Source organism: Thalassotalea castellviae (genome assembly GCF_031846185.1).
Classification (GTDB): Bacteria; Pseudomonadota; Gammaproteobacteria; order Enterobacterales; family Alteromonadaceae; genus Thalassotalea_H; species Thalassotalea_H castellviae.
Map to the genome: position 1 here is coordinate 493,288 of NZ_JAVRIF010000003.1, position 12,386 is coordinate 505,673.

Annotated in this window: 12 protein-coding genes; 6 read left to right on the forward strand and 6 right to left on the reverse strand. The window is 35.5% G+C overall.

Translation table 11 applies throughout. The features are described 5' to 3' along the window. Positions 1–118 precede the first annotated feature (118 nt). The 3 genes from RM573_RS08525 to RM573_RS08535 form a co-directional block, all read right to left on the reverse strand. On the reverse strand, positions 119–274 hold the full coding sequence (locus RM573_RS08525; RefSeq protein ID WP_311580171.1) for a transposase: 156 nt from the start codon (positions 272–274) through the stop codon (positions 119–121). 270 nt (positions 275–544) lie between these two features. Further along, positions 545–1,267 (reverse strand): type 2 periplasmic-binding domain-containing protein, encoded by a 723-nt coding sequence (locus RM573_RS08530; protein ID WP_311580174.1) that lies wholly within the window; start codon positions 1,265–1,267, stop codon positions 545–547. A 141-nt stretch (positions 1,268–1,408) separates the two neighbouring features. Beyond that, entirely contained in the window at positions 1,409–1,792 is a 384-nt protein-coding gene (locus tag RM573_RS08535) for a cupin domain-containing protein (protein ID WP_311580177.1), read from the reverse strand. A gap of 275 nt (positions 1,793–2,067) precedes the next feature. Here RM573_RS08535 and RM573_RS08540 point away from each other — a divergent pair, with 275 nt between their 5' ends. The 5 genes from RM573_RS08540 to RM573_RS08560 all read left to right on the forward strand — a co-directional run bounded on the left by RM573_RS08540 (position 2,068) and on the right by RM573_RS08560 (position 9,445). After that, positions 2,068–2,475 (forward strand): VOC family protein, encoded by a 408-nt coding sequence (locus RM573_RS08540; protein WP_311580180.1) that lies wholly within the window; start codon positions 2,068–2,070, stop codon positions 2,473–2,475. Between the two features lie 167 nt (positions 2,476–2,642). Next, on the forward strand, positions 2,643–4,571 hold the full coding sequence (locus tag RM573_RS08545; RefSeq protein WP_311580182.1) for a GGDEF domain-containing protein: 1,929 nt from the start codon (positions 2,643–2,645) through the stop codon (positions 4,569–4,571). Beyond that, a complete protein-coding gene (locus RM573_RS08550; RefSeq protein ID WP_311580186.1) occupies positions 4,564–5,808 on the forward strand; it encodes a GGDEF domain-containing protein in 1,245 nt (414 codons plus the stop codon). Before RM573_RS08545 ends, RM573_RS08550 begins: the two co-directional genes overlap by 8 nt. A gap of 276 nt (positions 5,809–6,084) precedes the next feature. Further along, on the forward strand, positions 6,085–8,388 hold the full coding sequence (parC, locus tag RM573_RS08555; RefSeq protein ID WP_311580189.1) for a DNA topoisomerase IV subunit A: 2,304 nt from the start codon (positions 6,085–6,087) through the stop codon (positions 8,386–8,388). 283 nt (positions 8,389–8,671) lie between these two features. Beyond that, entirely contained in the window at positions 8,672–9,445 is a 774-nt protein-coding gene (locus tag RM573_RS08560) for an EAL domain-containing protein (protein WP_311580191.1), read from the forward strand. A gap of 11 nt (positions 9,446–9,456) precedes the next feature. Here RM573_RS08560 and RM573_RS08565 read toward each other — a convergent pair whose 3' ends face one another. The 3 genes from RM573_RS08565 to tal all read right to left on the reverse strand — a co-directional run bounded on the left by RM573_RS08565 (position 9,457) and on the right by tal (position 11,309). Next, positions 9,457–9,990 (reverse strand): DUF6942 family protein, encoded by a 534-nt coding sequence (locus RM573_RS08565; protein ID WP_311580194.1) that lies wholly within the window; start codon positions 9,988–9,990, stop codon positions 9,457–9,459. 78 nt (positions 9,991–10,068) lie between these two features. Then, a complete protein-coding gene (locus RM573_RS08570) occupies positions 10,069–10,242 on the reverse strand; it encodes a DUF3545 family protein (RefSeq protein WP_311580196.1) in 174 nt (57 codons plus the stop codon). Between the two features lie 113 nt (positions 10,243–10,355). Beyond that, a complete protein-coding gene (gene tal / locus RM573_RS08575; RefSeq protein ID WP_311580199.1) occupies positions 10,356–11,309 on the reverse strand; it encodes a transaldolase in 954 nt (317 codons plus the stop codon). A 297-nt stretch (positions 11,310–11,606) separates the two neighbouring features. Between tal and yaaA the strand changes: the two genes are divergently transcribed. Next, positions 11,607–12,383: a peroxide stress protein YaaA gene (gene yaaA, locus RM573_RS08580; RefSeq protein ID WP_311580202.1), complete on the forward strand. Its 777-nt coding sequence runs from the start codon at positions 11,607–11,609 to the stop codon at positions 12,381–12,383. Positions 12,384–12,386 lie beyond the last annotated feature (3 nt).

Sequence of the window (12,386 nt, forward strand, 5' to 3'; positions counted from 1 at the left end):
TGAATCTGGCATCAACAGCGCCGTAGTTTTTTTAGAATTTCCTATTCTAATACAATACATTCTATCTTTTTCAAACTCACTTATTTTTAATCGATCTGGCGTCATAGGTGACTTGACTTTATTCTTTTAACTGTTTGATCCATTTGCCAATCGTTGAATAACCAACATTCATCGCCTTAGCAGTTTCTTCATAAGTGTAACCATGATCAAAAACTAATTGTGCTGATTCTAAACAAAATTCTGAGCTGAAATTTTTACGTGAATGTTTTGCCATTTTCTATTCCTAATTCGGTTATGAGATAGAACGTAGCATCCTCTAATTAGGTGGCCAAAATCACTTTATCACTACAAAGGGAGTAACACTTCAAAACGTGATGGATGGGAATCATCTGCAAAACCAAAGTCTTATGCTGAAGTGCAGAAAACTTGGTTTTTGTCATCTTTTGGCTTAATTACCAATTTAAGGGGAGGACTGCTTAATCACGGAGTTTTGTACTAAGTAGCTCACTTAAATAAATTGTTATTTTGATGTTAAAAGGCACTGTTAAATTTTTTCAACAGTGCTTTTGGATAACGACGTTTGCAGCTTTTTACATTGACTAATGCCTTGGTTTATCTGTGCTAATAATCGTGCTAAATCTTCTGTTTTATGAGAAATATAAAAGCTTATTTCTTTATTATCGATTTGAAAAATATTGGCGCCTTTTAGTAACTTCTCATCCATATTAGACAACACAGTTATTGGTAATATTGCTCCTTCAACTCTTGATTGCGTGGCCATTTTTACGGCTTGAACATAGGAGTCTACTTCATGAGGAATAGCATTCAAATTCTCAATCATATCGATAATATTAGAGTGCCTTAACCCCGCAATTTGTTTGTCTGATAAATCGCTCAACTTATTCAATACGGGATTTGCAGTAATGAAAAAATAGCTAATATTTAACAGTGGGTTAGCATAGGTAGCTATTTCACTGCGGTTAATGGTTTTAGCTAAGCCAACGGCGATATCTATTTCTCCACTCTCTAATTGAAATAAGAGTCTGGCTACGGGGAGAGCACGAGAATCATACTGAATATGTGAGACATCTAAAGCACATTGAAAAATTTCACCAATACTACCTTGAATTTTATTGTCTTGATAAAAAAAATCAGGGCCTCCTGAACTATTCACACCTAATTTATATTTTGCTGAATAAACAGCGAAACTAAATAAGGAGCTTAACCCTAAATAAATGGTAAGCAATGCGGTAACTCGAGCTCTCATAAATGAATCATTATTCCTTAGCATTTGCATTTACTTCAACAACTGAACATCCATGTTAAATTAAACGATAAATTATCAACTCATTACCGCTATTTTATATTTATGCAATTTATTAGCATAAATATCAATAGTTTTTATTGTTTATTTTGAGGGAGTGCTAGATGGTTTATCGACAAAGTGCCTATCTTTACCAATAAATTTAGGCGTTTGAATTGATAGCACTTTTAATGGCGATTGTGAGGTTACCTTTACGGAATGAACAACGCCTTTATTTACGCGGATAAAATCACCGGGTTTTACGATTTGTTTAGTTTCATCTAAATAAAACAATCCTTCTCCTTCTAATACATAAATAAGTTCTGTGTGTTCTTTATGAAGATGTGCTTTTACTTCATTACGAACAAAAATAATAAATTCAGTGGCACTTTCACTGCTGCCAAGTTCATGTATATGCAAATTTTTCATGTCTTTAGGAGGAGTATAAGTACTTAAATCGGTGCCTGCATAGGCTTTTGTACTTAACAAACAAATAACGAAAAGGAATAACAAATGTACGATCAATTTCATGGTTAATATAATGTAAATTAAATGTATTGATATAGTTATAACAGAAAAAAGTTCATCGTGTGAATTTACATTTTAATTTACCTGTTATTTTGTGTTTACTTGGCGCTATTGTTTATTGGCTTGTTTATTGTGCAATGCCAGTTTGCTTAACGATTTCTCAATAAAAATCATTTACGTTATGCTACTGTGTAGCACAATATCGAGTATGAATAATGATTAAGGCGTTGAGCATTATGATTGAACACAGAGAGCTTCGTAGTATTTGTCATGCATCACTAGGAACAAAAAATGTCGGGCAAGCAAAAGCTTTTTATCAACCGTTATTAAAAACCCTAGCGATAGAGTTAGTCTGTGAATATGAACATGCTGTTGCCTTTGGAAAGGGCGGCTACCCTGAATTTTGGCTGCAAATTCCTTTTGATAAAAAAATGGCGAGCCAAGGTAATGGTGTACATTTTGGTTTTGTTGCTACAAGCCAAGAACAGGTTGATAATTTTTATCAACAAGCGCTTGCCTTAGGAGCAAAAGATAACGGAAAGCCCGGAGAAAGACCTGAATATGGTGATAAATATTATGGCTGTTTTGTCTTAGACCTAGAAGGCAATAAAATTGAGGCATGTTATTGGAAATTGTCAGATTAATTTAGCAGGAATATTTACTATTTGTTTGATTCGCAATAGAAAATAACAATCTAGTTGGTAACATAAATAAATAATTAAATTTGACTTTATCATTGTCTTAACTTCGTTTTATACTGATGCCCTGAAAAATTTCATCTTCAAAAACATTAATAATTAAAGGTATTACATTGGTTAGAGATTATTTCAATTTATCAAAATTGCTTCAATCTCTAGTGATGATTGTTTTACTCTTGATAACGCGTGAGTCAACTGCTTGGCAAGTTATCGAAAATAGTACCTTTGATGCTTTCATTGAAAAAGCCGAATCACTAAAAGATACCAATGCTGCACAAGCCTTTAATTTTCTTAATAAACAAAGTCATGACCTTTCTTCGTTATCAATAGAGAACCAATTAATTTTCAATAAATTATTAACAGAACTTTATGTCGAACAAGCACAATACCAGCAAGGTATTAAATTAGCTGATGAGGCATTAACGTTAGCAAGGCGTTTATCAAGTCCTAGTATTACTACTTCTGAATTACTTTATGCCCGCGGTTTTGCCATCGAAAGCTTGGGAGATTATCAAGCGGCACGTGAAGACTATATACAAGGGTTGGAGATTGCTGACTCCTTAAATAATAAAAAAATAGTCGCGGTAGGTTTAATTAATCTAGGAGCATTAGACTATTTAATGGAGCAGTTTGACCGCGCGCTAATTATGTTTAATGACGCATTGGCCATTGCCCAAAGTATTAATGATGATGAGTTGTCCGGATATATTTATGGCGAAAAGGGAATTTTATATAGCTTGATAAATCAGGAAGATAAATCCTTGTCGTATCATAAAAAAGCTTACGAATTCTATGTAAAAGCCGGAAAATCGTTATACGCTATCAATACTTTACGAAATATAGCGTCAAGTTACTCTATAAATGAGAAATACGAAGCTGCCATCACGGTTTATCAACAAATACTCGAACATATCGATGAAATTTCAAATAACGAATTGATCGCTTCTGTATATTCGGGCATGGCTTGGGCACATGTAAAGCAAAAAGATAGTGATCCTGAGGCGTCTTATCAATATATGTTAATTGCGAGTCAATATATTGAACAAACGGAACAAGTCGATATTCCTATTGCTCATGCACTTGATAAAGGGTATTTATTTTTGGAATTAGGACGTTATCAAGAAGCGTTAAACAATATGCATGTTGCTACCGAATATTTGAAACAATATGAAGGTAGCGAGAAAAAAGTTGTCAATACTATTTCTAAGTTAGATTTACTGTATTTAAAAGCGGAAACTTATTACAAGATTGAAGATTTTAAACAAGCTTATCAAGCGCAAGACGAATTTATCACCTTTGCATTGTCATTACCTGAAAAAAGTAATGTAGATGAAATTGAAGATCTTCGCATGCGATATGAAAGTGAGCAAGCTGATCTACAATCTAAAATTTTACAACAAAAAGAATCCGTCCAATCTTTATTATTATCGGAAGCTCAAAGTGATGTGCAAAACCGTAGAATATTCATGATAATTTTTGCCATTATCGCTTTAATCCTTGCATGGATATTGATCAAAATTATTCGTGGTCAGAAAAAAATGTTACTTGCTTCAATGCGCGATAGTTTAACGAATGTGACCAATCGTTGTTACTTGATGCAGTTAGGCGAAGAATTAATTTATCACGCAAAAGATAAAAAATTACCGTTAAGTATTTTTATATTAGATATCGATAATTTAAAAAGTATCAATAACATTAAGGGGTATCACAGAGGGGATTTAACACTGAAGTTTATTGCTCAGCTTGGCAAGTCACACCTGCGTGAAAATGACCTGTTCGGCAGACTTGATAACGATAAATTTGTCGCTGTGCTACCCGATACTGAACAAGCTTCAGCTCAAAAAATGGCTGAAGAAATACGTCTGTCATTAGCACAACAAGCAAAGCTTAATAAAGATTTACAAGAGGTGACTATCAGTGCTGGCGTTACTCAGTACCTTGAAATTAACCATGCAAATTTTGAAGTTTTATTATCCGCGGCGAATGAATTGCGCGTTAAGGCAAAAGGTCTTGGTGGAAATAAGGTGTTCATAGATGATTAATGTCACTAGTTTGAAATTAATTGGCTTTTTGCTGCTGATTGTGATGTTTACACTTAGCGCGGAAGAGCAGTTAAATAATGCTCCACTCTTATCTGATACAAAACCAGCCGTTCAATCTAGCTTACTAAATAATGATGAACCACTGCCGGTGAATGCTAGGATCCTTTCATTGCTTGAATTGAGTGAAAAATCCCCTGGACAAGCCGAGCAATTATTACCTAAAGTTGACGATATTAGTCATAGTTTTAATGCGGCTGAAAAATACCTGATGTTGATTATTCGCGCGAATATTATTCGCGAGAGTCATGAACAACATAAAGCAATTAATTGGTTAAAAAAGGCGTTATCACTCGAAGATAAAATTGCAACTATGCAATTAATTCAGCCACAATTTAACCAAATACATACCAAGCTCGCAAACTGTTATGCCCAAATTGGTCAATATGAATTGGCATATCAACAAAAGAATAATTATTTAGATAAATATCGTGATTATCGTAAGTTTTTACGCGAACAACGTTTAGCAAAACTTAATGCTAAATATGATACTGACCTTAAAGTAAAAGCGAATGAATTATTAAAAACAGAACATGAGTTGCAACATTTACAATTAAAAGAAACTGAAAAAGAAGTCGCGATTCAGCAACGAAATATAGGGATTTTGCTGATCACCGCAATTATTTTTATTGCGCTTTTGATCAGACAATTAAAAATAAATACCGCGTTAAAACAACTTACTGAGCGTGATAATTTAACTCAGCTATTAAATCGACAGTCTTGCTTTGAGCAAGGCGAATTATTGTCAGAAGCCGCTTTAAAATATCAGCACGATCTCAGTGTAATCCTATTAGACATTGACTTTTTCGAACGTATCAATCAAGCGTATGGCTGTGTTATTGGTGATGAATTGATTAACGCGATTAGTCAATTAGGCAAAGAGTCGATTCGTCCTCGCGATATTTTTGCTCGAATCGCGGGTGAAGAGTTTGCGGTTATTTTACCTCAAACCAACCATGAACAAGCAAAAGCCATTGCCGAACGTTTTCGTGAAAAAGTACAACAATATCGTTACACTTATCAAGAAGAGTCTCTTCAGATAACGATCAGCATTGGTGTTGCGAGTTTGTCACAAACGGAACAAAATTTTGATGCATTAGTTAATGCCGCAGATGAAGCGTTAATGGCGGCAAAAAATACCGGTCGTAATCAAGTCTGTAGCTATATTAAGCAAGATTGATAATATTTATCAAATTCTAAAACTTTCTTTCGATCAGCTATTTTTTCCTATGTGATAATCAGCTAAGCTAGGCAGAGATATAAAGGTTGAACTTCACTTTAATCTAATCAAATTAATAATAATTAAACTGCTTTTTAGTCTTTTTTACATTTAAAGAACGGCATGTTTTCAATAATGTTTAATATTAAAAAGAAAATTTACGCTCAGCGTTTACTTGTTGATTAAAACTCAACCAATAAACAGAAGCTAAGTCGTTTATATTGGGAAAATTTATCCATGTCTGATGCGCTTGATTATAGTCTTGATGGTATTGAACAACGACCATTACGACAATTTACAGAAGAAGCTTATTTAAATTACTCCATGTACGTTATCATGGATAGAGCTTTGCCACATATTGGCGATGGTTTAAAACCAGTACAACGTCGTATTGTTTATGCCATGTCAGAACTTGGTTTGTCGGCTGCAGCGAAATATAAAAAGTCAGCTCGTACTGTTGGTGATGTGTTAGGTAAATTTCATCCGCATGGTGATTCCGCCTGTTATGAAGCTATGGTGTTGATGGCGCAGCCATTTTCTTATCGTTATCCTTTAGTTGATGGCCAAGGTAACTGGGGGGCCCCAGACGATCCTAAGTCTTTTGCCGCGATGCGTTATACCGAGTCTCGTTTATCTCGCTTTAGTGAAGTGTTATTAAGTGAACTTGGTCAAGGTACGGTTGATTGGTTACCTAATTTTGATGGCACGATGAAAGAGCCAAAAACATTGCCTGCGCGTCTCCCTCATATCATGTTGAACGGTATTACGGGGATTGCCGTGGGTATGGCAACGGATATTCCTCCACATAATGTCAGAGAAATGGCTAATGCCTGTGTCAAACTGATCGAATCACCCAAAACTGAAATTACTGAATTATTAGAGGTAGTAAAAGGCCCCGACTATCCAACTGATGCAGAAATCATCACTCCAGCTGCCGATATTGAAAAAATATATCAAACTGGCCGTGGTAGCATCAAAATGCGAGCAGTTTATGATATCGAACACGGTGAGGTGGTGATAACCGCCTTACCTCATCAAGCATCAGGCGGGAAAATATTAGAACAAATAGCCGCGCAAATGACCGCGAAAAAGCTGCCTATGGTTGTAGATTTACGTGATGAGTCGGATCATGAAAATCCAACGCGATTAGTCGTTGTTCCTCGTTCAAATCGCGTAGATATAGAACAATTAATGCAACATCTTTTTGCCACTACCGACTTAGAAAAAAACTATCGTGTTAACCTCAACATGATTGGTTTAAATAATAAGCCTGCGGTTAAAAATTTAAAAAGTATTTTATCTGAATGGATTGAGTTTCGCCGTGAAACTATTCGACGACGTTTGCAATATCGTTTAGATAAAGTACTTGCGCGGTTGCATATTTTAGACGGTTTATTGATTGCGTATTTAAATATTGATGAAGTTATTGAAATTATACGTAATTATGATGAACCGAAAGTAGAATTAATGTCTCGCTTTTCGCTTTCACAAATTCAAGCGGAAGCGATTTTAGAAATTAAACTACGTCAATTGGCGAAGTTAGAAGAAATTAAAATTCGTGCAGAGCAAGATGAATTAAATCAAGAACGCGAAAAGTTAGAGAAGATATTGGGCTCCAATGCACGAATGAATACCTTAATGAAAAAGGAAATTCTTGAAGCTGCAGAAAAATATGGAGATGAACGTCGCTCGAAAATTATTGAACGTACCGAGGCAAAAGCATTATCAGAAAAAGATTTAGTACCAAGTGAACCTGTTACTGTTGTTGTTTCTGAAAAGGGCTGGGCTCGTTGTGCTAAAGGGCATGACATTGATGCGAAAATGTTAAGCTATAAAGCTGGAGATGAATATTTATGTTCAGCGAAAGGGCGAAGTAATCGACCTGTTGTATTTATCGATTCTTCAGGTCGGGCTTATACCACTGACGCGCATACTTTGCCTACTGCTCGAAGCCAAGGCGAACCTTTAACGGGACGTTTCAATTTATCCGCCGGTGAGAACTTTGAGCAAACGTTAATGGCAGATGACAATGCGAATTACTTATTGAGCAGCGATGCTGGTTATGGGTTTGTTGGTAAGTTTTCAGATATGATCAGCCGCAACAAAAACGGTAAAGCATTACTTAGTTTACCGGCAAACGCTAAAGTGATCAGACCTAAGCTTATTCAAAACCTTGAAAAAGCGTTAGTACTTGCCATTACTACCGAAGGAAGAATGTTGGTTTTCCCTGTAAAAGATTTACCGATATTGAGTAAAGGTAAAGGTAATAAAATTATCAATATTTCGTCTGCGCGCGCAAAGTCACGCGAAGAGTTTGTGACACTTCTTGAGGTTATCACGGATCAAGACGCCGTGACTTTACATGCTGGTAAACGAAAATTAACCCTCAAAGCAAGTGATATAGAACACTATCGTGGTGAAAGGGGTAGACGAGGTAATAAATTACCACGAGGCTTACAGCGAGTCGATCGCGTTGAAGTAGAGTCGCCGGTTAACGTTGCACAGGATGACACTGAAGCACCTGATACAGGTGGCGAATAAGGTACCTGTAAATTATCGTTTAGTTTAACTTTGATCTGTTAATTAAGCTTTATTTATTCTCCGCACTATTAATTCACATAGATTGGCATAGTCATAGTCATAGGCTTAGTAATGTAACGTTTGTCGTTACTTGCTAAGCCTAGTTACATTCTAGCGTTTTAATTACCTAGGAAATAGCTTTCACACATTCGTGACAATTCAACGTAATTCCTACGTTATATTCAAATTTTGTCATAAATCTGTCATCTAAAACTCCTAAACTTTTAGGTGAAAGGAGATTTCTGTGTATAAAATTATTCAAAATATTATCCGTGATAAAAAAATCACGGTGGTTTTTCAGCCCATCTTTGATATCACTAATCAAACTATCGTTGGTTATGAAGCATTATCTAGGGGCCCTCTAGATAGCATTTATTACGCGCCTGATGTGTTATTTAAAGCAGCTACTGATTGTGGTTTATTATCTGAGCTTGAAATATTATGTCGTGATACTGCAATTCAACAATTTGCTCACTTACAATTGGAAGGAAAATTATTTCTTAATGTGAGTCCGTTGGTGTTATTAGATAAAGCCCACCCACAAGGTGAAACGATAAAACTTGTTGAGAAGGCTGGGTTAGATTGTCGAAGGATCGTCATTGAATTGAGTGAAAAATATCCTTTCCCAAACGCAGAAACTTTGAGTCTTGCGCTAGCAAAATATCGAGAATTTGGCTTTGATGTCGCTATTGACGATCTTGGTGCAGGGTATTCAGGTTTAAAAATGTGGAGCCAATTACGGCCAGATATTGTTAAAGTTGATCGTTACTTTGTTGAAAGCTGCCACCTTGATAACTTTAAAAGAAAATTTCTTAAAGCAATATTTGAATTAGCAAAATCGGCACAAGCAAAAGTCGTGGTTGAAGGTATCGAAAGCTTTGAAGAATATGAACTCTTAAGGCAATTAGGAATGAGTTATGCGCAAGGGTTTTACTTAGCTAAACCAAACGCAAACCCTATTCGTCATTACCCGCAATGGCTTGAACAAGACTCACTTTACTTAAAGTTAAATGCCTGAAAAAGTAAGGGTTAAGTTTTTACATTTTGCATTGATTTAATTAATTGGCAGAGTTTGGTAATTTTTATATTTGATAATTGTCGGTAGTCAAAGTAAGGGCAAATTATTAAATTTTTATCGGTATTGATAGCAAACTCTGTGGATAGCCAGTGACAAGTTTCAGCAAGTTCTAACTTACTCGCATAGGTTTTTCCCATAATAATTGAAATGTTATTTGGTGACGTATTATGACGCATTAAGTGTGGTAATATCTCTGGCGCTGTTACCTTAAATAATAAATTCTCATTACTGTGGCCTTGCAGTAATGCATTATCTCGATAGTCTTGCCATGATTTATAATGTGGCTTTTTTAGTTCAAAAACGAGTTTTGCATAAACATTAAATATTTTACGCCAATGATTGCCGGTAAGATCTGCGATCATTTTAATCTCACCGTTTTGCATTGGTCTACATGCGGATAACGAGAGGTATGACTCTAGCGGTGGAGTATTCTCAATATAAACATTTAATTGTGCGGCTGGATTACCAAGCCCAGTTAGTGACATTTTATTACTGCTATATTTTTATGTTTGCAATAAAAAACCCAGTAAAAACTGGGTTTTAGTTTAAACGTTTTAATTAGCTTAAAACTCGTCCAACATATACTCTAGCGAGTCTTCATAGACTTTTAGGTCTTTTTCAAGTTGGAACTTTTCTTTCAGTTGTTCTATTTCACGCCATTTTCTTTTTTTATTACTATTGGTTGCGGCTTTTGGTTGTTTACCAAGTGAGCCAACGACTTCATTTAGCTTATCCATGGAATGCTCCTTTTTTCTACAACTGCATGATTTTTTTACCATACTATCCTGAAAAATTGAAACATTTTTTTTAAGTTTTTAGCCAAGTGAATGAATAGTAACCTTTTTTATTTTTATAATAGTGCTGAAAGTTGTTTTTCTAATTTCACTTGGTCAATAGCAAAATTTCTGATCCCTTCTGATAACTTTTCAGTTGCCATCGCATCTTCATTCATTAACCAACGAAAATCTGCTTCAGACAATGGCGACTCTTTTGCTATGGCTGGCTGATCATTAAATAATTTTTGCTCAACTGGCTCTTGAGAGTTAGCTAATTCATCTAAAAGTTGAGGGCTAATGGTTAATCGGTCACAGCCTGCTAACGCTAAAATTTCACCACTATTTCTAAAACTCGCGCCCATAACCACTGTTTGGTAACCTTTAGCTTTGTAATAATTATAAATTTTACTTACTGACAATACACCTGGATCTTCTGCTGCTGGATATGCTGTTTTCCCAGTGTCTTTTTTGTACCAATCTAAGATACGACCAACAAATGGAGAAATTAAATATGCGCCCGCTTCAGCACAAGCTTGCGCTTGAGCAAAACTAAATAATAAGGTTAAGTTGCAATTAATGCCGGAATTTTCTAACTGTTCGGCTGCTTTGATCCCTTCCCATGTTGAGGCTAATTTTATTAAAATTCTATCATTACTAATGCCGGCTTCGTTATACATAGCAATAAGTTTATGTGCTTTTTCAATTGACGCTTGAGTATCAAACGATAAACGGGCATCAACTTCCGTAGAAATACGGCCAGGGATTATTTTTAAAATTTCTAAACCAATTAATACCGATAATTTATCTGCCGCGTCAATCACTTGCTGCTCAGCATTGTCGGATTGCGCCTTTGCCCAAGTTACAGATTGGTCCAATAAATGTTGATAGCTTTCTATCGAAGCAGCTTTAAGAAGTAATGAAGGATTGGTTGTCGCATCTTGTGGATGAAATTTTGCGATAGCTTCAATGTCGCCAGTATCAGCAACAACCGTCGTCATTTTTTTTAACTGTTCTAGTTGGTTTGTCATCATATTTTCCTTTGATTAAATGTGAAAAGTGTACCGATTAAGCGTTGAGCAAATCGTAAATAATATGACAAGCGGCTTATTTCTGGTGTGACTTCGATAATTACTCAAATTATCGATTATGAACATTTGAGTTCGAACACTAATTTGTATCAAATCCTAGCAAATTAGCAAGTAGCTTTTGTGAATTTTTAATAAATAATTAGATTATTTATTTATGCGATAGATCGCGATTTCATCGATTTAAATCCGACCTCGCTATGGTATAGTATCGACAATTTTAATTGAGTTGGATCCGTTATGTTACTTGTTGTCTCTCCTGCAAAAAATTTAGATTATGAATCTCCTTTAACGACAGATAAATTTTCACAACCTGAATTATTATCGCATAGCCAATTATTAATAGAAGAATGCGTCAAACTTTCTCCTGCAGAGATATCTTCCTTAATGGGGATCAGCGATAAATTAGCCGGACTAAATGCCGCAAGATTCGGACAATGGTCACAACCTTTTACTACTGAAAATGCTCGTCCAGCAGTGTTGGCGTTTAATGGTGATGTATACACAGGGCTAGATGCAAAAACTTTAACGGATGCTGATTTTGAGTACGCACAACAGCATATGAGAATATTGTCGGGATTATATGGTTTACTTAAGCCCTTAGATTTAATGCAAGCTTATCGGCTAGAAATGGGCACTAAGCTTAATAACGATCGTGGTACTAATTTATATCAATTCTGGGGCGAGTTAATTACTGAGAAGCTAAATCAAGCACTTGCAGAGCAAGGAGATAATATTTTAGTGAACCTAGCGTCAAATGAATACTTTAAAGCTGTGAAGAAAAAGTCATTACAAGCTGATTTGATCACGCCGGCTTTTAAAGATTGGAAAAATGGTCAATATAAAATGATCAGTTTTTTCGCGAAAAAAGCACGTGGATTAATGGCTAGATATATTATTGAAAATCAAGTGAATTCATTAGCAGAATTAAAAGGGTTTGCGGTAGCGGGGTATAGCTTTAATGAAGACTTATCAAAAGGGAATGATTGGGTTTTCACGCGTAAAGAGGTCGAATAACTC